Raw genomic sequence first — 22,944 nt, 5'->3', positions numbered from 1 at the left:
AAGACAGATATGACAAAAGCAATTCCGGCATATCAGCGGATTAAAAATGCAATACTGGACAATATCCATTCCGGCAAATGGCAGGCGGGTAAGGCGATCTCAACAGAACTGGCATTGGCAGCAGAGTTTGGTGTCTCTCGTATGACGGTCAACCGCGCTTTAAAAGAATTGAGCGAGGAGCGGGTATTAGAGCGCAGGCAAGGATCAGGGACGTTTGTCGCCCAGCAGCAGTTTAATCATACCTTTGTGGAAGTGCGTAATATTGCGCAAGATTTAAAATCAGCCAATCGTGATTACCAAGCGGAGGTAGTGAGCAAACGCGCTGTTACGGCAGATATGCTTGATGATGAGCTGCGGCGTAAATTTGATATTGATGGGGACTCTGATTCGAAACAGACTGATGGTGTCGATAGCAACATGGAAGTGCCTGTTTTATACGAGGTAAAGATTATCCACTTTGCTGACGGTGAGCCGATACAATTTGAAGAGCGCTGGGTTGATGCCAAAAAAGTTCCCAAGTTCATCGAGCAAGACTTTAGTGTGGTCAATACCAGTGATTATTTAATTGCAAAAAGCCCGCTAGAGCGCGGCAGTTATACCATTCGCGCACTCGCAGCACCAAATAAGATTGCGGAGTTTTTACAAGTTGCACCCCAGTCGCCAACCCTAGTATTGTGTCGTCAAACCTACTCGGCAGGTCAGGTAGTGACCTTTGTCAAAATGTGGCACGCAGGGGATCGTTATCAATTTTCGGGTGAACTATAATAACCTTGCGTATGCTCACTGTTTTTGTACGTTTATTCTTTCTAAAGTGCGCTACTATGTGGCTTTGCTGCCATTGACAAAGCAACAGTACAATCAAGATTTGCCATAAAACTGTCTAAAAGTTTAAAATAACATAGAAACAGTATTGAAAAATATGCTGAGTATCCTCAAATCGGGCAGCCAAAGCAAAATATAATGCACAGCAGGTATTTTATTGTAATATCTGTCTGTGCTAGTTTTAGCTTATTTGCTGGCATTATGGTATTGATATAACAGTCTCGATTCATTCATTTACCCTTATAAGGACGTCCTATGAAACGTCGTACTCTCTTAGCCCTTGCCGCTAGTACAGTCCTACTTGCCGCATGTGGTCAGTCTACTACCAATGACGCTGATACCACAGCGACGGACAACGCTGCAACAGGCGGTTCTGATTTGCTGCAACGCATCAATAATGGTGGCACCATCAATGTCGGTACAGAAGGCACTTACCCACCGTTCACTTATCATGATGAGAGCGGTAAGCTCACAGGTTATGATGTTGAAGTCACGCGTGCGGTTGCTGATAAATTAGGCGTTGACGTTGAATTTAAAGAAACTCAATGGGATGCGATGCTGGCAGGTTTGGACTCAAAACGTTTTGATATGGTTGCCAACCAAGTCAGCTTAACGACTCCTGAGCGTCAAGCAAAGTATGACAAAACCACTGCCTATAGCTGGTCAGGTGCGGTTGCTTTGGCACCAACTGATGACAACCGTTATAGTTCTTGGGATAACCTAAAAGGTCTACGTACCGCTCAGTCGCTCAGCAGTAATTATGGTGAGTTGGCAGAACGCTACGGCGCAGAGATCGTCCCTGTGGATGGTATGGCACAAGCGATTCAATTGGTCAAACAAGGCCGCGCTGACTTTACGATGAATGACAATCTGGCGGTATTGGATTATCTAAAAAAATTCCCAGATTCAGGGCTTGAGATTAAACTGACTGCGCCTGCGAGTGAACAAACTGGTTCAGGTTTGGTGCTAATCAAAGGCGATGACGCTGTTGTAGCAAAGCTGAATGAAGCGATGGCTGCGCTACAGGCCGATGGTACGCTCACCAAACTTAGTGAAGAGTTCTTTGGTGCCGATATAAGTCAACAAAAATAATGCTAGGATCTATAATGTCAGTGTCGTGGTTAGCTGAATTATTGGCATTATTGCCATTTATGAGTCCTGATCGGGCGCAGATTGTTATCTCGTCTTTTTGGCCAATGCTAAAGGGCGGTATCTACTATTCAATACCGCTGGCGTTGATCTCATTTACGATTGGTATCATCATTGCGTTGACAGTTGCACTGATTCGTATTGTGCCGCGTGCTGGCTGGTTCCATGAGATTATTTATCGGCTTGCCCGTGTTTATGTGTCTGCCATTCGCGGAACACCGATGCTGGTCCAGCTGTTTATTATCTTTTATGGATTGCCAAGTGTTGGGGTCAAGCTTGATCCCTTTCCCTCAGCCATCATTGCTTTTTCGCTCAATATTGGCGCTTATGCGTCAGAGACGGTACGGGCTTCAATCTTATCAATTCCGAAGGGGCAGTGGGAAGCAGGCTCAACGGTTGGACTGACATACTTACAAACGTTTCGCCATGTCATTTTGCCGCAAGCGCTTCGAGTATCCGTACCGCCTTTATCCAATACCTTTATCAGTTTGGTAAAAGACACCTCTTTGGCCTCATTGGTCTTGGTGACGGAGCTATTTAAACAAGCGCAAATTATTACGGCACGTAACTATGAATTTATGCTGGTTTATACGGAAGCGGCGATTATTTATTGGGGTATTTGTCTGTTCTTGACCTTTATTCAAGGCAGGTTGGAGACAAGACTTGATCGTTATGTGGCGAGATAACAGCTTGTAGACACTGTGAGCGCATTTTTCACCACGTATTGCTGCTATATTCGATCCACTATAAAAACTACATTGCTACTAGCGCGTTATAAGGTTTGTCTTTGTTTTATTCAGGACTGACTATAGTAATAAAACAGACATCAGTACAATAGGAATTTTCATGATCAAAGTCACTAATATTCATAAAGCCTTCGGTAAAAACGAGGTGTTGAAAGGCATCGACTTGACCATTAATAAAGGCAAGGTAGTCGTCATATTAGGGCCTTCAGGATCAGGTAAAACCACTTTTTTACGTTGTCTTAATGCGCTGGAGATTCCTGATAAAGGCGTCATTGCCTTTGATGATGGCAGCTTGACTGTTGATTTTGCGACCAAGCCTAAGAAAAATACTTTGTTGGCACTCCAACGTAAGTCGGGTATGGTTTTTCAGTCTTACAACTTGTTTCCCCATAAAACCGCGCTTGAAAACTTGATGCTTGGGCCTACCGTCGTACAAGGACAAAGTAAAGCGCAAGCACGCGAGCGGGCACTTGTGTTACTGGACAAAGTGGGACTGTCGGACAAAGCTGATCTGTATCCTTTCCAGTTGTCTGGTGGCCAGCAGCAACGCGTTGGTATCGCCCGTGCACTTGCTATTGAGCCGTCATTACTATTGTTTGATGAGCCAACGTCCGCGCTTGATCCGGAGCTGGTGCAAGACGTTCTTGAAGCCATGAAGCAGCTGGCCTCTGAAGGTTGGACAATGGTCGTTGTGACTCACGAGATAAACTTTGCTCGCGATGTCGCTGATCACGTAGTCTTAATTGAAGATGGTGTGGTGGTTGAAGAAGGCAGTGCTAAGCAGTTGTTTGAAGACTCGCGCCATCCACGTACGCAAGCATTTTTGCAGCGTATCGATCAGAAGTAGCTTATGTCGTTGTAACGTGCACAGCTGTAAAAATAAAGCCCATTCAGGGCTTTTTTTATGTCTATCATTTGAGTTTGACGGCTAGAGTATAAGATAAAATACTCCTGTGCACTCCCGGTATTTACAGTGTTTCTTGTCTGTCCATATAGTAAATATGCAATACTAGCGAGCTACTACATTGCTTTACGTCTATGGTTTCATGCAATTTTTAGTTGTCCGAAACGTATGTATTTTTTAGCACTCAAGCAAATGGCTCTTTCAAATCTAACTCCATTTACCATAACATTCCTTGCGGGAACAAGTGTGGTTCCTTAGTGAGGACTTGAACCTTTGGCTGTCACTCCTCTTCTAATCCCTCAGCGTACTTTCTGATACACTACTATAATTTTAATAGGGAATTAAGCATATGACTAAGCTACAAATGGTTACTTTAGGGGCATGGTTGCTGTCCATACCTTATTACTTTATTAGCCAACGATTAACAGAGGATATGATTGCTCCTATCCGTATTGATCTATTGGCTATCTGTGCGATATTAGCAGCATTAACATTAGCTACCTTGATTCAGTGGTTAGTTAAGCAATATAAGTTACGGTCAACTTAAAATTATTTATAAAATAATCCGGTGGTGTTCTAAAAAGCATGCTGACATCAGACACAATTGACATAAAAGAATACCAAATCAAATATTTTAAAGTAATTATCGAGAAAAAATGAGTATAACCTAAATAGTCACAAGCTACGTTTCTATACCAAAGCTGAATGGAGAATTATTTTAAATAGAGCTAAGAGATTTAGGTAGTGACTAAGTTTTCAATACACCAATCCCATACCGCATCCACATTCTTCCTAGATGCAGTCACTCGTTTTCGGACAAGATAATAATCTGGTTCTACGATTAAATCCGACTCACTAACTTGAATCAATCGACCCGCCGATAAGTCTGCTTGTACAAAAGCCTGACAGGCAATCGCAACTCCTTGACCAGCCAAAGCAGCATCTAAAGCGAGCGCAGTTTGGTTAAATACTGCGCCCGGTAATTTACCTGTGATCCCAAAGAAGCGTGGCCAATGATTGTGCGAGTCGTGCAATAGTGGCATATCACGCAAGTACTTAAGTGACATAGGAAGTGTTATGTCACCGATAAGATAAGGGCTGGCAACTGGCACAAGTTTTTGTTTAAACAATAGCTGCGTCTCAAACGACATAGGGAATGGTGGATGAGTGAAACGCACAGCAATATCCACCTGATCACGATCAAAGTCTGCAATGGATTCAGTCGCTACCATGCGCAAATCAATATCAGGAACTGCGGTCGTTAAGACAGATAGTTGAGGCAACAAGATTTTAGTTGCAAACGCAGGTGTCACGCTAATGGTGACAGTTTCAGGCTCTTTAAGTAGTTGTACTGTTGCCTGGTTTATAGTGTCAAAAGCCTGTGTGATTTCTGCAAAATATACGCTTCCTTTATTGGTAAGTGCAACGCCTCTAGGTAGCCTCTGAAATAAGGAAAAACCAATATATTCTTCTAATATGCGAACTTGCTGAGCAACTGCTCCTTGGGTCACAAAGAGCTCATCAGCTGCTGCACGAAAACTTAGCCTACGACCAGCAGTTTCAAATGCACGTAAGGCATTTAGCGGTGGCAGAGAACGAGAATGACGTGACATAGTAATCCCTCACACAATAGATTTTCTATAGTCTAACACCTTTTAATATCATGCAAGGCATTCACATTCATTAGCTATAATGAATAAATGATAGCTAATGAAGTAGAGAGTGACTGTAGAAAAACTTATTCCTGTTACAGCAGTAGATCAAACACAGGTGCTATTCCAGCTCATAAACTTCTTCAACATAGTTGTCTTACAGCCATACTCTCATTTATGGGCCAAATGCGGCTTAGGTCATATTGGTTCTATGCTTGCTACCTATTGATGAGGGTTTGTTCTACCTCACAAGTGAGGCAAATCGCCGTCTAGCTACTTAGATAGCTTTCGAATTTTTAAGGTGGCTTTTATGTTTAGAGTATATGCAGCGCTCATTTTACTGGGTGTGATTTGGGGGTCAAATTTCATTTTTATGAAGTGGGCTACAGAATTAATCTCTCCAGCTCAAACTGTGTTTTTACGAGTATTATTTGGTTTTTTGCCGTTGGCACTAATCGCATGGCGTAGTAAGGTCATTACTCGTAAACAACTGCCTCACATACCACATTTTATAGTGATGTCAGTGCTCGCAACTTCCTTTTATTACTATGGGTTTGTTGCAGGCACTGCATTATTACCCAGTAGTATCGCAGGATTACTGAGCGGTTCAATTCCCATTTTTACTTTTTTAGGTGCTGCGTTATTCTTGCCTGAAGAGCGACCAACTAAGCAAATGGCTCTAGGCGTTTTGTTAGGGTTTGCTGGTATTGCATTAAGCGCCCGACCTTGGCAAGGGGCAATGGGTATTTCTCTCATAGGCGTATTATGGATGTTAGCAGGATCTCTGAGCGTCGGTGCATCATTTGTATATGCACGTCGTTTTTTATCTCCTTTGAAACTACCACCACTTGCGTTGGCAACTTGGCAGACGGGTATAGCCGTTATAACGCTGTCAGTACTGATTGATTTTGAGGGTATTACTAAGATAGCAACAAGCACGAAGGCAATGTGGGGAACAGTACTTGGACTTGGTGTATTAGGAACAGGCGCAGCTTATCTCATCTATTATTTTATTATTGAAAAGTTAGGTTCTGTGAAGGCTGCTGGTGCTACTTATATTGCGCCAATCGTTGCTGTTATCATTGGTGTCATAATTGGAGAGAATATCACCAGTTTAGAGATCATAGCCTTAATATTGATCCTTAGTGGCGTTCTATTGATCCAAACTGGCAAAAAGGCTTCAGTTTAGGTTATATTTTTTAGACGTACTTCTCATTCATACTTAAAAGGATATATTTATGCCGCATTTAACCATTCAAGCGACACCGAATGTCAGCATTACTCATAAAGAATCACTACTTAAATCTTTGAACAAGGTGCTCTGGGAGAGTGGACATTTTGGTAAGCCCACAGATATTAAATCCCGTATGATACCTATCGATACGTTTTTAGTGGGCCTTGAAGATGAAGAGCAAACAAACGGCTTTATTTATGCAAATCTAAAAATAATGACAGGCCGTAGTTTGGACATTCGTAATCAGTTGTCAGAACTGCTGGTAACCACCATAGAAGTGGCGTTAAGTGAGAAACAATCTGAACGAGTCGACTTGCAAATATGTGTAGAAGTAGAGAACGGCAGCGGGGTTTATCATAAAAAATAATGAAACTTCATCTCAGAAAAATACTATCTAAGGTATGTCCTTAATCCAAACGATAATATATAGATGGGGCAAAAACGTCTGAATGTCTGATTAATAGCTCAATACTGTTTATCTCGTTTGACTGCAATTTGTATTATGTTTATTACCAATTTTGAAATTGGGAATATGCCATAGATATCATTCTTTTGTTTTTTTGAAAGCGAGATATTAGGCGATGAGCTATGCTGAATAACTGTAGAAATTAATATGGAAGGATCCAATCAGACAGCTTGAGTGCAATGATTCAGGATATCGATTTTATAGTCATTAAGTTCATATTTAACATGAGCCTATTCTCAAAAAGATGATACGTCTCAATCAATCCATAAAAAGTAGTCAGGTTCTCGGCTGTCATTTTTCTGAATAAAGCAGACTTTTTCGGCTTGCGTTCTTGGTTGATGCTGCGCATTGGCACCGCAGTCTTTTGAGCGCTGTTTTAGCCACTGAATCTGTTCTTGCTTTAAGTCAGCCTCCATATGCTCACCGTGTAACCGTCTGACTTCATTTCGCGTTACTTGATAGCTTTTATTCAACGCCTTATCAGAAGTCGCATATTTACTATCAATAAGAGCCGCTTGTGATGTTAGTGGTAGATAGGTCGAGTTTTCCTTATACGTGACGGAACTGCCATCTAGTGTCCACTCATTGCCTGCATGTATCTTCTTTTCTATAGGGTTTATAAAGCCTTTGATACCGTTATCTTCAAATTGATAACCTTGAAATCCACATGGGGTCACGCCATCTTTGCATAAGCTATGCTTGGTCTTGGCAGAGTAAAGCTTGACGCTATAGGGTGACTTATCGATACTCTTATCGTATGGCTTTATGTGCCACAAGCGCTGTAAATCTGGCGCGACCAGTAGCATATTGTCACAAGTCACGCTGCCTTCTTCGCAGTCTTCATAAAGGTTCAGGCGTTGTCCTTGTACGTCCATTCCTAATACAAAGTTAGTCTCTGTAGGGACTACTGCTGTACTAAAAGACGCGGCTAATAAGAGACTGACACTAACGCCAGTCTGTTTTAATAAGCGCAACCTATATTGGCAAAAGGCACGTATCATGGGTTTACACCTGCTGTAAGAAGTTCTTGAGCAAGCGCTTAGCACCCTCAGTCGCAAAAGACTCTGGGTGAAACTGTACGCCCTGAATCGGGTATTCCTTGTGCTGTAATCCCATGATCTCATCACCTGCTAGCGCCGACTCAGCTAAGCTAAACTCGCTATGGTTATCATTAGTGACGACAGCTGTGACGGCTAAGCAATCTGGCAGGGTATTTGCTTGCACCATCAATGAGTGATAGCGCATGATCTCAAGCTCTTGGGGCAATCCTTGATAGACGCCTGCGTTGTCGTGACGAATCGACGAAACCTTACCATGCATCGGAACGCTGGCACGTACCACATCGCCGCCGAACACATGCGCAATGCCCTGCATTCCTAGGCAGACGCCCAATAGCGGCGTTGTTTTTCCCATGACTTCAATCACTTCGCTACAAACCCCGAAATAAGCAGGATCGTCTGGTGCACCCGGACCGGGCGAGATGATGATTCGGTCAAGATTCATCGCCTGTACATCAGCTAGAGTAATCTCATTATTGCGTTTGACGATGACGTTTGCTGCTTGACTGTCATCCATGGTTTGCAAAATCTCACCAATATATTGGTAGAGATTAAAGGTAAACGAGTCGTAGTTGTCGATAATTAAAACATTCATGATTTATAAACTCTTTAATAAAATAGGCTCAAGTTATGGCGTCATAAAGCTGTCTAAGACTACTTTCATCGCTGACAGTTTACGCTGGATTTCTAAATACTCATCTGCTGGATTGGAGTCATAGACGTTGCCACCGCAAGTCTGTGCGTAGGCGGACTCACCATTGATAAATAGGCTGCGAATAGGAATCGCAAAGATGCAATCGCCATTAAAATTAAAAGATCCCAATGCACCGCCATAAGCGCCGCGACCGTCTGGTTCCAGCTCATTAATTACTTTGATGGCTTCAATCTTTGGCGCGCCTGATAGGGTGCCTGCTGGGAAGTTGCTGGCAAGCGCGCTGAACATATCTTCATTCGGATGTAGGATACCAACGATTTCAGAAGAGATATGCTGTACATGAGAGAAGCGCTTGATGTCCATCAGACTGCGCACTTTTACCGTACCAAATTGCGCCACACGGCCGATATCATTGCGATGCAAGTCAACGAGCATATTGTGTTCAGCAATCTCTTTGGCATCGTTAAGCAAGGCGCGGGCAAGTTTACGATCTTCGACCACATCGACGCCGCGCTTGGCAGTGCCTGCTAGGGGATAGGTTTCCATCTCACCCTGACGCAAGCGAAACAACAGCTCAGGAGACGCACCAATAATGCATTGCTGGCTAAACTTCATAAAGTACATGTGCGGCGATGGATTAACGGCGCGCAGTTTCTCATAAATGGGCATCTTATCGCCAGCGATATGGTACTTAGATTTAAAACCCACTTCACACTGAAAAATACGACCAGAGACGATATCTTCTTTTACTTGCATGACCGCTTTGGCATGGTCTTCTTCACTCATGCCATCACCCAAAAATTCAACGGTGGGCGGCTCATAGCTGGGTATCTGTGCTTCAAGCAAGCGTTTAATCTGTTCTATACGGTTGTCTTGCTGCGCAGTAGGATAATAAAAATAGAAAATCTCACCCGTCATTTTATCGAGTGTCAGACCATCCAAATACACGCCAAACTTAAACGGTTCAAAATCTTCGCTCGCCTTAGCATTGAGACTGGGCTCAAAGAAATTCACACAGTCATACCCTAAGTAGCCGACAAGGCCGCCACTTTGATCGCGGGCAATTACATGTTGCGGGGTAATCTTACGTAGCAGCTCATAAGGGTTGTTAGTTTGATAGTGCACGGTTTCAGACGTTTTATTATCGGTGATGGCAAGCGTGGTGCGATCCAATGCAGCAATGGTCATAATAGGATCGAAACCAATGGCATGATGGCGTGAGATGTGACTGTCTTCGCCCAAAGATTCGAGCAAGTAACAAGTATCAAATTCACGCTCAATACGTTTGAATAGTGCAAAAAAGTCAATGTCTTGCGTCAGTTTTATGCGCTGCGGCTTACTGGGAATGTCAATAAGCTCAGGTTGCGTGAGTGTAGAGTCGGTCATAGTAAATCCAAAATGGTTCAAGTGGGTAAGAGAGGTATTCGGTGCATTAAGAACTTTGTCTATGCGTCGCTAGTAAGGCGCTAATATCATGACTTTGAATGGCTTTGGCCCCTCGCGAGACGGTCGCAATACCGACGCCTAACTGTTCAGATATATCACGTTGAGTAGCGCCGCGCTCAAGCAAGTCAAAAATACGAATGCGATTGGCAATCTCATATTGCTCTTTATCAGTCAATAGGGCATTCAATAACCCTTCAATATCATCATTGTCACTACAACTGGCTAGATGTTTCAATAAACTGCGATAGGGGTCAGTGCTCATAATATTTGATCTTAATAAAATAAAAAAAGAGATTATCTTGTTTCAGTATTCTAGTACAGTAGTACATAAAAGACAAGGGGAAGTAAGTTTTGGATTGATATTTACGGATATCTTATCGATGCTGCGTGATCTTAAAATCGTCAATGACAAGCAATCAATTGAAAATTATACTAATGCGGATAAGGCTTCTATTAGGCAAAGTAAATGCTACCTGATAAAAGCCTTTAAAATAGAAGTGCTACTTAATAATCTGCCTTCAAACTGTATCGACAATCACTGGACGACCTTGATGGTTCAGGACAGTGACATCGACGTTGTATAATTTTTTCATGGTTTCTTTAGTCAGAACGTCGGCGGGTTTGCCAACCGCCGTAACTTGCCCTGATTTCATAGTGACGACTGTATCAGCAAACTGTGCGGCTTGATTGATATCATGTAGGACAATTACGACGGTTTTTTGTTGGCTATGGCTCACTTCACGTAGCTCACGCATCAGGCGTCCAGCATGGTACATGTCCAAATTGTTCAATGGCTCATCGAGCAATAAATAAGGCGTGTCTTGGCAAACAATCATTGCAATCAACACACGTTGGCGTTGTCCACCCGACAAAGTAGACAAAAACCGATTGGCTAAAGGCTCAAGCTCGAAGCGCTCGATGATTTCCTGTACTTTTTGTTGATCGCTTGCCGTTGGTTGCCCTTGATGATAAGGATAGCGCCCAAACATCAGCAGCTCATGCACGCGCAGTCGACCTTGTACTTGGTTGTCCTGTCCGAGCATGGCGACGGTTTTAGATAATGTCCTTGCATGACAGCTGGCAATATCATGCTCACCAAAGCACACTTTTCCTGATTGTAGCGGTTGCAAGCGTGACATGACTGAAAACAAGGTGGATTTGCCCGCGCCATTGGGGCCAATCAGAGCAATAACTTGAGCGCTTGGTAAAGACAGGCTCACGTCATCTAGGATTTGCTGTTTGCCAATATGGTACGAGATATTATCTATTTTAATCATAGTGGTTCTTGCTTTTGCGAATGTTAAAGGGTCTTAGTTTGATAAGGTGTTAGTTAGTATTGGCGGCGCTGTTTTTAAAAACGTTATAGACGATATTAAATAAAATGGATACCTAAAATGATAGTGCACAACTGGTACAAATTTTTCTTGCTTGCTGTGCCTACGCTGACAGAGACCTCGTAAAATTTATTCGAGTCGCGCTGATTCTCTTTTACACTGGACCGACTGTATTTCTAAAAACGCTACTTTTAACGATACTTAGTCATAAAAATTAATAGTAAAAATACTAAGCCGCCTGCCAATTCAATGACGACTGATAGTACGCCTGCCATGCCCAGAATTTGCTCAAATACCGTCTGACCGAGCACTAAACAAATCATCGCCACCAAGCTGACCAGTATCAATCGCTCACTGTGATACATATTACGAGTAATACGATTGGTTAAGGCGCAAACCAACAATCCAAAAAAGGTCACAGGCCCGACGAGTGCGGTAGCAGTAGCGACCAATACCGCAATGACGGTGAGCAATCCAAACGCTAGGCGTTGATAGTTGATACCAAGATTGACAGCTTGTGCTTTACCTAGCATTAACACATCGCATTGATAACGCCAGCGCCAAATAAACAAGCCACTAATCACACAAATGACGAAGCTGATGCCAAGCAGTTGCGGATTGACCGTATTAAACTGGGCGTAGCTAGCAGATTGTATGACCACAAAATCATCGGGATTAATCAGTCTTGCGATCAAAGCCGATAGACTGCGAAACAATACGCCAAAGATAACGCCTACCAAAATTAGCCGTGTCAAATCTTGACTGCTTTTTGAAAACAACAATTGAAATAACAATAATGACGCGCCAAACATGAGAAAAATCTCAAGCATAAATTTGGCGATGGGATTGATGCTAGTAAAACTTATCGCGCCCAAAAAGAAGACCAGTAAGCTTTGTAGCAACACATATAATGAGTCAAAGCCCAACAAAGAAGGCGTCAAAATGGGATTGTGTGTCAAGGTTTGAAACAGTAAGGTCGATACGCCAATAGCATAGCCAACCACCATCAAGGCGAGCAGTTTTTTGCCGCGCAAGGGTAGGGCAAAATCCCAATACCCATTAACGTTGAGTGTCAAAAACAACACCATCGCAACCGCTAATATGAGGGCTGCGACAGATTTTGGATGATTGGTTATTAATGCCCAAAATTGAGCGAGGTGTTTCTGCCAAGTGGCAGAAGCGTCGTTACCATTTTCCGCGGCGCTTTTTTCTACAGAGCGAGGCGTAGACGATGAAAACATGGGCAAATCCTATAGTGTCAAGCTTATCTAATCAGACAAAAGGACAGTGGTATTAAAAAATAAGTAACAAGGGTTTATTGATCGGCAGGCGTGCGCAGTAACAGCCATAAAAACAGTACAGTGCCAACCACCCCAAAAACAGTAGCAACAGGCACTTCAAATGGATAACGAATAGAGCGTCCAATAATATCGCACAGTAGTACTGCCGACGCCCCTAATAACGCAACTGCTGGCAAACTACGACGCAACTTATCGCCCATTAGTCGGCTGACGATGTTGGGCACGACCAATCCGATAAAGGGAATCATACCAACCGTTACCACGACCACCGCGCTCATCATCGCTACCATGCCGACACCAAGCCACGTTACTTGTCGTTTGCTAATACCCAAGTTGAGCGCGATGTTATCACCCAGACCGACAATGGTCAGCTTATCAGCAATGATATAAGCAAGGACGCATAGACCTCCTGTTAGCCAGAGCAGCTCATAACGACCTGCTAACACACCTGAAAAATCCCCAAACTGCCAAACGCTGAGCATCTGTAACGTCTCAGTTTGATAAGCAATAAAGGTAGTCGCTGCCTCAATAATACCGCCAAAGACAATACCAATGAGTGGAATCATCAGAAAATCAGTGGGCGGAATGCGGTGGATGAGCGTCATGAATATCATCATGCCAACCACAGCTGCAATAGTTGCCACGCCCATTTTTACGATGAGGGCGCTGGCAGGGAAGAGCAGACTGACGACCAATAGTCCGAGCGCTGCGCTTTGGGTCGCACCCACCATGGATGGTTCAACGAAGCGATTTTTTAGTACAACTTGGATGATCATCCCAGCCACTGCCATAGCGATACCCGTCAAGATAATAGCAATGGTACGCGGTATGCGACTGACCAGCAGTAAGGAGCTGTCTGAGTTGGCGCTTTGACTGATTAGGCTTTGAAAAATACCTGACCACGAAAAATCTGCCACACCAATTGATAGGCTCAATAACACCAAAAGCCCCATAATAATGAGGCTACCCGTGTTAATTACCCACGGCGGTATGGCTGCACGTCGATGTTTAGGACTCAAGCCTTCAGCAGCCCCCTTTTGCCAGCTTGACGAGGTCTCTGGTAAAGAAGGGCTGGTCTTAACGCTGGTATGAGCACGATGTGGAAATAACGACATAGTGACTACTGGCTTAAAAAATGAGAGATTATAATTAACGCTTAGAGCAGTTGCCCAAACAGGTAATAAGGTTTATTTAGCGCCAGCAAACGCGTTTTTAATAGTGGTCAAGTCCTGTATCCACTGATAGTAGCCACCGAATGCAAGATAAGAGTCTGGACTTAGGTAAACCACTTGGCCTTTACTCCACGCATTGGTTTGCGCGACTAATGGGTTGTCCAATACTGCTTTGGCACCAGCACCATCTTCACCAATGGCGGCACTGCGATCAAGGACAAATAACCAGTCTGGATTGGTCTTTTGTAAATACTCAAAAGATATCGGCTGACCGTGAGGTGCGTCTGCGATTTGATTGTCGACCATGGGTACACCAAGGACGGTATGGATAAAGCCATAACGTGATTTATCACCATAAGCAGACAGTTTGTTGCCATTAACCATAATGACTAAGCCTGTGCCCTTATCTTTGGTTACAGTTTTAGTATCGTCAATCAGGCTGTCAATATCGCCTTGTAGTTTCGCCGCTTGATCGCTTTTACCAAATAACGCGCCCAAATCATGCAAGCGCTGTTTACTTGATTCATAAATGTTTGCCGTATCGATTGACATGTCTAGCGTTGGCGCGATGCTTGATAGCTCATCATATTTTTCTGCCATACGCGAGCCAATCAAGATAGCTTGCGGCTTCATCGCGTTCAGTGCTTCAAGATCTGGCTCAAACACGGTACCAACGCCTTTTGGCTCAGGCTGAGTTTCTGAATGTAAGTTATCTAACATGAGGTTGCTTGGCGTACCGTCAACAGCCACATTGAGTGCTGCCAAATCTTGCAACAAAGTCATGTCATAAACAACCAGTGGCGATGGGTTAATTGGTAAATCCACATCTCCTTTTACCGTATTTACCGAGATGGTCTCAGCAGAAACAGCGTCATTATTTGCCACATTTGGTGCTTCATCAGCGGTTCGGTTTTCATCTCCAGCTTCTGCTGGCTCAGAATTGTTAGACTCAGGCGCACTACAGCCTGTCACGCTGATGGTCGCTACAACAGCAGTCATGACTGTTGCCAATAACGGACGTTTAAATGAAGAGAGAGGAGAATGACTAGAAAATAAAGTAAAAGACATAAATAACTCGGTATACCAGATGTTTGGGCAAATATGAATAAAGCGATTGCCAATTGAGAGAATAAAAGCAGCTTGTCTGGGGTGATTACCTTCCATACAAGGCTCTGAGGTATTGCTGTAAACGTTGGTCGTTTTTATTTTAAAAAGTGTATAACCAATCAGCGGTCATGATAAATTAATTGAGATTCATTATCAATACCAATGATAATGATTTTTATTAGCGTCACCAAAGCTACCTTTATTATGAAGTTGTTGCATACGAAGTTCTGCTAAGCATCTAAGTTAAAGAGCAAAATTTACCTTGAAAATATTGGTGCTTTATTTAGTCATGATAAGGAAGATACGCAAAATTATTATTGATAATAATTATCGTTTGCATTATTATCTACAGCATTGTATTTCGGTTAATTTATATTAGGGTGTTATGAGTTCAACGGATTTAGAAGCGCCATCACGTAAACTTTTATTTGCGGCTATTATCATAGTTGTGGGGCTACACGTGTTGACGGCAATCGCATTGGCGGCTGTTAAAACTCCTGAATTAAAAGTGGATAAAAAAGATATCCCGCCTATTGAGATAGAGCTGATAACCCTACCTCCACCGCCGCCACCTGTTGAAGTGGAAGCAGTAAACCTTGAAGAAGAACCAAAGCCTACGCCTCAAGTGAAAGAACAGCCACCAGTACCTAAAGCCAAACCGGTGGCACAACCTAAGCCAAAAGCACCAGCGAAGCCAGTAGTAACCGAGAAAAAGACTACGCCAAAACCTGCACCTACAGTACCAGTAAAAAAACAAGAAATTGAAGAAAAACCAAGAGAGCCAGTGGTAGATCCGAAAATCGCTGAAGCAAATAATCAACGCAAAATCATAGTAGCGGAAGCAGAAAGAGCCGCTCGACAAGCGCAGGCGCAAAAAGCCACTGCCGATGCGAAAGCCGCTGCCGATGCGAAAGCCGCTGCCGATGCGAAAGCCGCTGCCGATGCGAAAGCCGCTGCCGATGCGAAAGCCGCTGCCGATGCGAAAGCCGCTGCCGATGCGAAAGCCGCTGCCGATGCGAAAGCTGCTCGTGATGCGAAAGCTGCTCGTAATGCTCAAGCCGCCGCTGCTGCCAGTAATACGCCGGTGAGTTTCAGTGGTAGTGATGCATCTTGGATAAAAGCGCCTAAATTCGATAAGATTTCCGCTGAACAACTAACGTTGACAATAAATTTCAAAGTGGATAAACAGGGCAATATTAAAGATATTAAAGTTAGTGGCACTAAAGATCAAAAGCTGGCACAAGAAGTTAAGCGCAGACTTCAACGTAGTAAGATAAGACCATTCATACAAAATGGCGTACCAGTTGTTGGTGCAGTTGCATTCAGTATAGTTGTAGAGTGATATATATAAAAGAATATGAAGTAAATTCAAAGCGGCAAATAATCACATCATAGCAATGAAATAACAAATCAAGGAGTCTGACATGGACTTTATGCAATACTGGCAATATAGCGACATGGTGACAAAAAGCCTGTTCTTTGTGCTCTTAGCCCTATCCATCATTTCATGGGTAACTGGCATCATTCGTGTGTTGCAAAGTCGCAAATTGGCGGTCAGTGTGGCAGACGATTTGAGTCAGAAAATTCAGTCAACGCAAGCTGAGCTGGTAGGGTCAGATGCTGCTACACGGCGTTTGACCACTGAGCAGACCTTGCTCAAGCATATCGGTCGTTACCGTTTTGCTAGCGAGCGCGGCTTACCTATCCTTGGTACCACAGCGTCAATTGCACCTTTTATCGGTTTATTCGGTACCGTATGGGGCATCTTCCATGCCCTTCATAATATTGGTACGAGTGGACAAGCAGGATTGGGACAAGTTGCAGCGCCCGTAGGCGAAGCACTTATTATGACAGGCCTTGGTATCGCTGTTGCTATTCCAGCGGTAGTGTTTTATAACCTTGCTGTACGTATCAACCGCCGTGTGATGTACCATGCCAACGACCGTGCACATGAATTACTGGCAAGCTCAGCTCAGCTGGCTGCTAATCCTCAGCCAACAGTCGCTACCAAATCAGTTGCAGCTCAGGCTCAGGTAGCAAAAGACGTTCAGCAAAGTACAGAAGAGGTTCAGCAAGCTGGTCATTATCGTAGCTCAACATCACAGCTGTAGTAATGCTTAGTTAATAGATCAGTTAATGAAAAACAAAGTCAGCGGTAAGCTCAAAGTGCTGGCTGTATTGAGAATAACCAAACGTATTGAGAATAATTATGGCATTTCAACTGGGTGATGATGACGTTCAAGGCATGAATGAGATGAACCTCATTCCGCTTATCGATGTCATGTTGGTATTGATGATTATATTTTTATTGACTGCGACCGTACTAAATCCGACGGTGCCATTAGACTTGCCAAAGACCAGCGCCGCAGTGAATGAGACCCCACCAGAAGCCATTCAAATCAGCATTGACAAAGATGCTGGTATATTTTGGGACAGTGATCCTATTAGTATGGAAGAGCTTGAGACGCGACTACAGCAGCAAAGCGCTGCTGGTACTAATCCTTCTGTACAATTGCGCGCAGACAAAGACAGTAGATATGATACGGTCGCTCAGGTGTTGGCAGCTACAAGTCAGGCTGGGCTTACTAAAGTTGCCTTTGTCAATGAGTAGCATTTGCTGGTAAGTATCCATGAAAATATCACCAAGATAATAAGAAAAAAATTAAAATAATAAAACTTTCCTTCTACCTCGCTTGGGCAACCTTGTGAGGTTTCCTTTATGTTAGCGTACCTCTAATATCAAGAGCGACGGGCATGGATCTTTAATGTAGCCATTTTATATTCTTCGCTCTCTATCAAGAAAGTGTCAGCGGTGCAAATAATACGTGAAGGTGGTAAGTGAAAACGTCCACGACGATTATAAATTACCAGCCATAGCCAAATGGACGATAACCGTAACCAAAGCGTCCAGGTCCATAGCCAAATGGGTAGGGCGAACGCAGATAATCGAGATCGCGTTGACGAATATAATAGTAACGCCCTTGAGAGTAAGCTTCTTCTAACTTTTCGATACCTTCAAGAGGACAGACAGGCTGCCAGTCGTAGCCTTCGCGTCCAAGCTTGTAAGCATTGAGCTCAGTACAATAGTTTTTGAGACCTTGCTGGCGTCCTTGCTCCCATTGTATGCGATTGGGCGTGGCACCGCCTACGCTTGCACAGCTATTGGCATAATGACCAAAGTAAGCACCTGAACGTCCCCTTAAACCATCTGCATAGCCAATTTCTTCCCAATTGCTGGCTTGACACTGCTGCGGCGTCAAGCTTTGGGTCGTTGCACAGCCTGACAAGGTCAAGAAAGCTGCACTCATCAACGATAGGGTAATACGACTGTTACCAGTGAGCTTTCTGGTTAATTTGCCAACGAAATTAGCAGTCGATGAGTTTAGCTCAATAAGATAATTCATAATAAACCTGCGCGCGTTTAAAATTATGGTTTATCATAGCACTTTTTAAAGCTGCCAACTTTTTATATCTGGTTATCATGTTGGTTTTTAGATACGCCAAGTGATTGATATGCCAATATAAATGGTGATGATAACACTAATTAAATTGTTTGGTTTTTACTAGTGCATTATTTGAGTAGCTTGATTTTTAACGGTTCGTGCTCATTATAAGCGTCTATATACTACTTACCTATCTATCCACTGCTTTGAGCGTAAACGGCAGTATAAACCTGACAGTTATATTTTTTAGACGTACTTTTATTTAGTCAAAAGGCCAGACCATCATGGGAATATTGATAGGTGTTATCATTGTGCTATTTGTATTAGGGAGTATGATGGCGCTCAAACCTAACGGTATCGATCAGCGTTTGGACAAACTGCGCATGACTGCCCGTCGTTTGCAGCTGAATCCAAAGCTCGTCACTTGTCCTGATTGGATAAAGGGCCGTGACAATGAGTACGGTCGCGGGATGATGGGTCAGTACTGTTTAGTGCTAGAAGACACGCAGTTGCCGCATACGCGCTATCAGGTAATTAATGGACAATGGCGACCAGACAGCATTTTTGTGGATACGAGTAAAGATACCACGCCACTTAGTATTCCAAGTGCGCTCCGCCCTAATCAAGGCAACACTAGTCCTACGGTCAAAAAAACCAATTTCACTTTGGACAAAACGCCACTGGATTTACCAGTCAGTATTGAGCCATTTGTAAAAGGTTTATTGACCAAAGCGAATAGCATTATTATTTATTGGGAAGACATCGCTTACGTGCGACCATCGACCAATCCCGCTTATCAACAAAAAGCGATCGAAAAAGATTTATTGGTACTAAAAAAGAACCTTGAAAAATGGGCGTTAGAGATGCAAAGAAAAACTATTAAGTAGTAAATACTTTTTTAATCCCCATTGATAGTCAATATGCAAGCGCTTTTGACAAACGCTCAGTCATTTATTGTTGACAGTTTAACGCTTAGCAGTGTAACGTCTTTATAACCCTATCTTTGTTTTATGGTTATCGTTTGTTTTATAACCATTTTTTGAGCAGCTATTATTACAATAACCAAGGCGCTATTATAAATTGCCGTGCTGCTGAAATTATCCTTATTTTTCATTTACTTATATTATGGTGTCGTCACATATGGCAAAAACAACAACCAAAAAAAGTCAAGCATCTGCTGCTGACAACCCAAAGGGTAAGTCTTTGGTGATTGTAGAATCACCCGCAAAGGCCAAAACGATTAATAAATATCTTGGCGATGACTTTGTCGTACGCTCAAGCATCGGTCATGTCCGCGATTTACCAGTTAGTGCCAGTAAAAGCACCAAAAAGCCGACCGCTGCAAAAAAAGATGAGAGTCTGAGCAAAGAAGAAAAAGCGCAACAAGCACTGGTACGCCGCATGGGTGTCGATCCAGAGCATGACTGGGCGGCGGTCTATGAAGTACTGCCAAACAAGACCAAGGTTATAAAAGAGCTTAAGGCCTTGGCCAAAGACGCTGACCAGATCTATCTCGCGACGGATATGGATAGAGAAGGGGAAGCGATCGCTTGGCATTTAAAAGAGGTCATCGGCGGACCTGATAGTAAATACCAGCGTGTGGTCTTCAATGAAATCACCAAATCTGCTATCCAAAATGCCTTTAAACAACCCTCAAAGCTCGATATCGACCGCGTCAATGCTCAGCAAGCGCGTCGTTTTTTAGATCGAGTGGTCGGCTTCATGGTCTCGCCATTATTATGGCAAAAAATCGCCCGTGGTCTGTCTGCTGGTCGCGTACAGTCGGTTGCTATGCGTCTCGTCGTTGAGCGTGAGCATGAGATTCGTGCTTTTATTCCTGAAGAGTATTGGCAGATTCATGCCGATACGCATATTGCTAATAGTAAAAAAGATGCTGAGCAAATCGGTATTCGTTTGGAGGCGACCAAGCAAGCTGGTAAGCCTTTGAAGCTCGTCAATAAAGAGCAAACTGATAAAGTATTAGAAATCCTAAAAGCCAGTGACTTTATCGTTAAAGAGCGTGAAGAGAAACCCACGCAATCGCGCCCAAGCGCCCCGTTTATTACCTCGACGTTACAGCAAGCGGCCAGTACACGACTCGGTTTTTCTGTTAAGAAAACCATGATTTTGGCACAGCGTTTATATGAAGCCGGTCACATTACCTATATGCGTACCGATTCGACCTTTTTGTCCGGTGATGCGCTAGCCGCTGTACGTGGTTATATCGAAGACAGTTATGGCACAAAATACGTGCCAGAAAAGCCCAATTTTTATGGCAATAAGCAAGGTGCACAAGAGGCGCATGAGGCCATTCGTCCTTCTAATGTCAATATGAAGTCAACTCAGCTAAAAGGGGTTGAGCGTGATGCCATTCGTTTATATGAGCTGATTTGGCGTCAGTTTGTGGCCTGTCAGATGCTACCGGCAAAATACCTGTCAGTGAATCTGTTCGTTGGTGCAAACGATGTTGAGCTAAAAGCGCGTGGTCGTACCTTGGTGTTTGATGGTTATACAAAAGTCATGCCACCTGCCAAGACTGATGATACCTTGTTACCTGATGTTAAAAAAGGCGATCAGTTAACCCTAGATAAGCTTGATCCGAGCCAACACTTTACCAAGCCACCACCGCGCTATACCGAAGCCAGCTTGGTAAAAGAGCTTGAGAAAAAAGGTATCGGTCGCCCATCGACCTATGCTTCTATTATCTCAACCATCCAAGATCGTGGTTACGTGAAGCTCGAAAACAAGCGTCTGTTTGCCGAAAAAATGGGTGATATTGTCACCGACAGACTGACGGCTAGCTTCCCAGACCTGATGGATTATACCTTTACGGCAGCGTTAGAAGACAAGCTTGATCATGTGGCAGAAGGCGAGCAAAACTGGAAAGACGTACTTGATAACTTCTACGGTGAGTTTAAAACAACGCTTGAGCGCGCCAAAGAAAAAGACGGCATGCGCCCAAATGATCCGACCGATGTGCCAGATGTGCATTGCGACATTTGTGATCGTCCGATGCAGCTGCGTACAGGCTCAACAGGGGTATTCTTAGGCTGTACTGGCTATAATTTACCACCAAAAGAGCGCTGTAAGGGCACCAAGAACTTAATGCCAGTTGAGGCATTTGCCAATCTTGATGAAAGCGACGCTGCTGATGAAACGGCTGAAGTCAAAGACTTGATGGAAAAGAAACGCTGTCCAAAATGCGGTACGGCAATGAACGGTTACATCGTCGATGGTGGTCTAAAGCTACACATCTGCGGTAATAATCCTGATTGTGATGGTTATATTTTAGAAGAAGGTAAGTTCGAAGTACCGGGTTCTGATGCGCCAACCATTGATTGTAATAAATGTGATGGGCAGATGGAGCTCAAGACAGGACGTTTTGGTCCTTACTTTGCTTGTCAAAAATGTGACAACACTCGTAAAGTGCTAAAAACGGGGGAAGCTGCGCCGCCGCGTATGGATCCTATTCACCTGCCCGAGTTAAAATCGACCAAGCATGATGATTACTTTATCTTGCGAGAAGGGGCGGCGGGTATGTTCTTGGCAGCGTCTAAGTTTCCAAAGGTTAGAGAAACGCGTCCACCGAAGCTTGCTGAGTTAAGAGAAATCAAAGACAAGATGGAAGATAAGTTCCAGTATCTGTTTGAAGGGCCAGATGAAGACCCTGATGGCAACCCAACTATTTTACGCTGGTCACGTAAGAAAAAAGAGCAATACATCGGATCTGAGAAGAACGGTAAAGCCACACGTTGGGGTGTGTACTGGCGTAAAGGCGAATGGGTAGAGGAATAGTTTTTCCATAAAAAAACCTCTTAGCGAACTAAGAGGTTTTTTTATTGCTTGAAGATAAAGGTTTAGTAGAAAAATACTGCTTTATCTCAAAGTGTTAAACCTTTTCAATGATACCACAAGCGATACGGTCGCCTGCATTACCAGCTGGCTGGCTCTTATAGTCATCAGCATTGGCATGGACAATAAAGGCTAAGCGATTTACGCTATATTTGCCTGTCTCAGCTGCAGAGATTTTTTTGTTCACATAGTTGATAGTAGCAACACCATCTTCATTAGCCGTTAAATTTGGTAAGTCGCCTGCATGACCGTTCATGTCATCCGGATGAGAGTGAGGCTTGTTGTCTGGATTAAAGTGACCACCTGCCGCTTTACCCATGTCTGCACAGCTACCAGTTTCATGAATGTGCAAGGCAACTGTTTTACCTGGTTGCAAGTTCATAAGCTTGCCATACACTTGGACACCGCCATCAACTGGACGTAAGAAAAGCTGCCCCACTTCTTTACTTTTACTATCAACAGTTTTAACAGTTGATTTTAGAGCTGGTTGATTCAAAGGATTGCCAGTCTGCATTTGATCTTGAACCGTTTGACACCCTGTCATTGCCAACGCTGAACCACATAATAGGGCACTTGCAAGCATCGTCTTATTCATTGTTATCT

23 protein-coding genes are annotated in these 22,944 nt (G+C 43.5%); 12 read left to right on the top strand and 11 right to left on the bottom strand.

What is annotated here, in order from left to right:
- The first annotated feature begins 9 nt into the window (after positions 1–9).
- From ACT3TH_RS03250 to ACT3TH_RS03230, 5 genes are all read left to right on the top strand, one after another.
- The gene (locus ACT3TH_RS03250; protein WP_444754420.1) at positions 10–765 is read left to right on the top strand and encodes a UTRA domain-containing protein; all 756 of its coding nucleotides are present in this window, start codon (positions 10–12) and stop codon (positions 763–765) included.
- Between the two features lie 312 nt (positions 766–1,077).
- Positions 1,078–1,914, top strand: a complete 837-nt coding sequence (locus ACT3TH_RS03245) for an amino acid ABC transporter substrate-binding protein (protein ID WP_444754419.1) — start codon at positions 1,078–1,080, stop codon at positions 1,912–1,914.
- Positions 1,915–1,928: 14 nt separating this feature from the next.
- Positions 1,929–2,657: an amino acid ABC transporter permease gene (locus tag ACT3TH_RS03240; RefSeq protein WP_444754418.1), complete on the top strand. Its 729-nt coding sequence runs from the start codon at positions 1,929–1,931 to the stop codon at positions 2,655–2,657.
- 160 nt (positions 2,658–2,817) lie between these two features.
- Positions 2,818–3,564 (top strand): amino acid ABC transporter ATP-binding protein, encoded by a 747-nt coding sequence (locus tag ACT3TH_RS03235; RefSeq protein ID WP_444754417.1) that lies wholly within the window; start codon positions 2,818–2,820, stop codon positions 3,562–3,564.
- A 406-nt stretch (positions 3,565–3,970) separates the two neighbouring features.
- Positions 3,971–4,168, top strand: a complete 198-nt coding sequence (locus ACT3TH_RS03230) for a hypothetical protein (protein ID WP_444754416.1) — start codon at positions 3,971–3,973, stop codon at positions 4,166–4,168.
- Between the two features lie 190 nt (positions 4,169–4,358).
- Here ACT3TH_RS03230 and ACT3TH_RS03225 read toward each other — a convergent pair whose 3' ends face one another.
- A complete protein-coding gene (locus tag ACT3TH_RS03225; RefSeq protein WP_444754415.1) occupies positions 4,359–5,234 on the bottom strand; it encodes a LysR substrate-binding domain-containing protein in 876 nt (291 codons plus the stop codon).
- Between the two features lie 349 nt (positions 5,235–5,583).
- Here ACT3TH_RS03225 and ACT3TH_RS03220 point away from each other — a divergent pair, with 349 nt between their 5' ends.
- Together ACT3TH_RS03220 and ACT3TH_RS03215 are read left to right on the top strand one after the other, a co-directional pair.
- Complete coding sequence (locus ACT3TH_RS03220) at positions 5,584–6,462, top strand: DMT family transporter (protein ID WP_444754414.1); 879 nt, start codon at positions 5,584–5,586, stop codon at positions 6,460–6,462.
- Positions 6,463–6,511: 49 nt separating this feature from the next.
- Positions 6,512–6,874 (top strand): 5-carboxymethyl-2-hydroxymuconate Delta-isomerase, encoded by a 363-nt coding sequence (locus tag ACT3TH_RS03215; RefSeq protein WP_444754413.1) that lies wholly within the window; start codon positions 6,512–6,514, stop codon positions 6,872–6,874.
- Between the two features lie 353 nt (positions 6,875–7,227).
- Here ACT3TH_RS03215 and ACT3TH_RS03210 read toward each other — a convergent pair whose 3' ends face one another.
- The 8 genes from ACT3TH_RS03210 to ACT3TH_RS03175 form a co-directional block, all read right to left on the bottom strand.
- A complete protein-coding gene (locus ACT3TH_RS03210) occupies positions 7,228–7,974 on the bottom strand; it encodes a lysozyme inhibitor LprI family protein (protein WP_444754412.1) in 747 nt (248 codons plus the stop codon).
- A gap of 4 nt (positions 7,975–7,978) precedes the next feature.
- A complete protein-coding gene (locus ACT3TH_RS03205) occupies positions 7,979–8,626 on the bottom strand; it encodes an anthranilate synthase component II (RefSeq protein ID WP_444754411.1) in 648 nt (215 codons plus the stop codon).
- A 33-nt stretch (positions 8,627–8,659) separates the two neighbouring features.
- Positions 8,660–10,072: an anthranilate synthase component I family protein gene (locus ACT3TH_RS03200; RefSeq protein ID WP_444754410.1), complete on the bottom strand. Its 1,413-nt coding sequence runs from the start codon at positions 10,070–10,072 to the stop codon at positions 8,660–8,662.
- Positions 10,073–10,118: 46 nt separating this feature from the next.
- Positions 10,119–10,394, bottom strand: a complete 276-nt coding sequence (locus ACT3TH_RS03195; RefSeq protein WP_444754409.1) for a Trp family transcriptional regulator — start codon at positions 10,392–10,394, stop codon at positions 10,119–10,121.
- A 256-nt stretch (positions 10,395–10,650) separates the two neighbouring features.
- A complete protein-coding gene (locus ACT3TH_RS03190) occupies positions 10,651–11,409 on the bottom strand; it encodes an iron ABC transporter ATP-binding protein (RefSeq protein WP_444754408.1) in 759 nt (252 codons plus the stop codon).
- A 248-nt stretch (positions 11,410–11,657) separates the two neighbouring features.
- Positions 11,658–12,707, bottom strand: coding sequence for an iron chelate uptake ABC transporter family permease subunit (locus ACT3TH_RS03185; protein WP_444754407.1), 1,050 nt, complete (start codon positions 12,705–12,707; stop codon positions 11,658–11,660).
- A 74-nt stretch (positions 12,708–12,781) separates the two neighbouring features.
- Positions 12,782–13,882, bottom strand: coding sequence for an ABC transporter permease (locus tag ACT3TH_RS03180; RefSeq protein WP_444754406.1), 1,101 nt, complete (start codon positions 13,880–13,882; stop codon positions 12,782–12,784).
- A 72-nt stretch (positions 13,883–13,954) separates the two neighbouring features.
- Entirely contained in the window at positions 13,955–15,103 is a 1,149-nt protein-coding gene (locus ACT3TH_RS03175) for a siderophore ABC transporter substrate-binding protein (RefSeq protein WP_444754405.1), read from the bottom strand.
- Positions 15,104–15,431: 328 nt separating this feature from the next.
- Between ACT3TH_RS03175 and ACT3TH_RS03170 the strand changes: the two genes are divergently transcribed.
- From ACT3TH_RS03170 to ACT3TH_RS03160, 3 genes are all read left to right on the top strand, one after another.
- The gene (locus ACT3TH_RS03170; RefSeq protein WP_444754404.1) at positions 15,432–16,388 is read left to right on the top strand and encodes an energy transducer TonB; all 957 of its coding nucleotides are present in this window, start codon (positions 15,432–15,434) and stop codon (positions 16,386–16,388) included.
- Positions 16,389–16,470: 82 nt separating this feature from the next.
- Positions 16,471–17,157, top strand: coding sequence for a MotA/TolQ/ExbB proton channel family protein (locus tag ACT3TH_RS03165; protein WP_444754403.1), 687 nt, complete (start codon positions 16,471–16,473; stop codon positions 17,155–17,157).
- A 98-nt stretch (positions 17,158–17,255) separates the two neighbouring features.
- The gene (locus tag ACT3TH_RS03160; RefSeq protein ID WP_444754402.1) at positions 17,256–17,657 is read left to right on the top strand and encodes an ExbD/TolR family protein; all 402 of its coding nucleotides are present in this window, start codon (positions 17,256–17,258) and stop codon (positions 17,655–17,657) included.
- A 253-nt stretch (positions 17,658–17,910) separates the two neighbouring features.
- Here ACT3TH_RS03160 and ACT3TH_RS03155 read toward each other — a convergent pair whose 3' ends face one another.
- Positions 17,911–18,450, bottom strand: a complete 540-nt coding sequence (locus ACT3TH_RS03155; protein ID WP_444754401.1) for a DUF2799 domain-containing protein — start codon at positions 18,448–18,450, stop codon at positions 17,911–17,913.
- 323 nt (positions 18,451–18,773) lie between these two features.
- On the opposite strand from ACT3TH_RS03155, the gene ACT3TH_RS03150 reads away from it, so the two are divergent.
- The gene (locus ACT3TH_RS03150) at positions 18,774–19,376 is read left to right on the top strand and encodes a hypothetical protein (RefSeq protein ID WP_444754400.1); all 603 of its coding nucleotides are present in this window, start codon (positions 18,774–18,776) and stop codon (positions 19,374–19,376) included.
- 253 nt (positions 19,377–19,629) lie between these two features.
- On the top strand, positions 19,630–22,284 hold the full coding sequence (gene topA, locus ACT3TH_RS03145) for a type I DNA topoisomerase (RefSeq protein WP_444754399.1): 2,655 nt from the start codon (positions 19,630–19,632) through the stop codon (positions 22,282–22,284).
- A 94-nt stretch (positions 22,285–22,378) separates the two neighbouring features.
- Here topA and ACT3TH_RS03140 read toward each other — a convergent pair whose 3' ends face one another.
- Positions 22,379–22,936: a superoxide dismutase family protein gene (locus ACT3TH_RS03140; protein ID WP_444754398.1), complete on the bottom strand. Its 558-nt coding sequence runs from the start codon at positions 22,934–22,936 to the stop codon at positions 22,379–22,381.
- Between the last annotated feature and the right edge of the window lie 8 nt (positions 22,937–22,944).

This window comes from Psychrobacter sp. AOP22-C1-C5, from assembly GCF_052378885.1.
Taxonomy (GTDB): domain Bacteria; phylum Pseudomonadota; class Gammaproteobacteria; order Pseudomonadales; family Moraxellaceae; genus Psychrobacter.
This window is presented reverse-complemented; position numbering and strand designations above follow the sequence as displayed.

Coding starts and splice junctions, on each gene's coding strand:
- ACT3TH_RS03250 (WP_444754420.1), top strand. CDS start 10: ATGACAAAAGCAATTCCGGCATATCAGCGGATTAAAAATGCAATACTG.
- ACT3TH_RS03245 (WP_444754419.1), top strand. CDS start 1,078: ATGAAACGTCGTACTCTCTTAGCCCTTGCCGCTAGTACAGTCCTACTT.
- ACT3TH_RS03240 (WP_444754418.1), top strand. CDS start 1,929: ATGTCAGTGTCGTGGTTAGCTGAATTATTGGCATTATTGCCATTTATG.
- ACT3TH_RS03235 (WP_444754417.1), top strand. CDS start 2,818: ATGATCAAAGTCACTAATATTCATAAAGCCTTCGGTAAAAACGAGGTG.
- ACT3TH_RS03230 (WP_444754416.1), top strand. CDS start 3,971: ATGACTAAGCTACAAATGGTTACTTTAGGGGCATGGTTGCTGTCCATA.
- ACT3TH_RS03225 (WP_444754415.1), bottom strand. CDS start 5,234: ATGTCACGTCATTCTCGTTCTCTGCCACCGCTAAATGCCTTACGTGCA.
- ACT3TH_RS03220 (WP_444754414.1), top strand. CDS start 5,584: ATGTTTAGAGTATATGCAGCGCTCATTTTACTGGGTGTGATTTGGGGG.
- ACT3TH_RS03215 (WP_444754413.1), top strand. CDS start 6,512: ATGCCGCATTTAACCATTCAAGCGACACCGAATGTCAGCATTACTCAT.
- ACT3TH_RS03210 (WP_444754412.1), bottom strand. CDS start 7,974: ATGATACGTGCCTTTTGCCAATATAGGTTGCGCTTATTAAAACAGACT.
- ACT3TH_RS03205 (WP_444754411.1), bottom strand. CDS start 8,626: ATGAATGTTTTAATTATCGACAACTACGACTCGTTTACCTTTAATCTC.
- ACT3TH_RS03200 (WP_444754410.1), bottom strand. CDS start 10,072: ATGACCGACTCTACACTCACGCAACCTGAGCTTATTGACATTCCCAGT.
- ACT3TH_RS03195 (WP_444754409.1), bottom strand. CDS start 10,394: ATGAGCACTGACCCCTATCGCAGTTTATTGAAACATCTAGCCAGTTGT.
- ACT3TH_RS03190 (WP_444754408.1), bottom strand. CDS start 11,409: ATGATTAAAATAGATAATATCTCGTACCATATTGGCAAACAGCAAATC.
- ACT3TH_RS03185 (WP_444754407.1), bottom strand. CDS start 12,707: ATGTTTTCATCGTCTACGCCTCGCTCTGTAGAAAAAAGCGCCGCGGAA.
- ACT3TH_RS03180 (WP_444754406.1), bottom strand. CDS start 13,882: ATGTCGTTATTTCCACATCGTGCTCATACCAGCGTTAAGACCAGCCCT.
- ACT3TH_RS03175 (WP_444754405.1), bottom strand. CDS start 15,103: ATGGAAGGTAATCACCCCAGACAAGCTGCTTTTATTCTCTCAATTGGC.
- ACT3TH_RS03170 (WP_444754404.1), top strand. CDS start 15,432: ATGAGTTCAACGGATTTAGAAGCGCCATCACGTAAACTTTTATTTGCG.
- ACT3TH_RS03165 (WP_444754403.1), top strand. CDS start 16,471: ATGGACTTTATGCAATACTGGCAATATAGCGACATGGTGACAAAAAGC.
- ACT3TH_RS03160 (WP_444754402.1), top strand. CDS start 17,256: ATGGCATTTCAACTGGGTGATGATGACGTTCAAGGCATGAATGAGATG.
- ACT3TH_RS03155 (WP_444754401.1), bottom strand. CDS start 18,450: ATGAATTATCTTATTGAGCTAAACTCATCGACTGCTAATTTCGTTGGC.
- ACT3TH_RS03150 (WP_444754400.1), top strand. CDS start 18,774: ATGGGAATATTGATAGGTGTTATCATTGTGCTATTTGTATTAGGGAGT.
- topA (WP_444754399.1), top strand. CDS start 19,630: ATGGCAAAAACAACAACCAAAAAAAGTCAAGCATCTGCTGCTGACAAC.
- ACT3TH_RS03140 (WP_444754398.1), bottom strand. CDS start 22,936: ATGAATAAGACGATGCTTGCAAGTGCCCTATTATGTGGTTCAGCGTTG.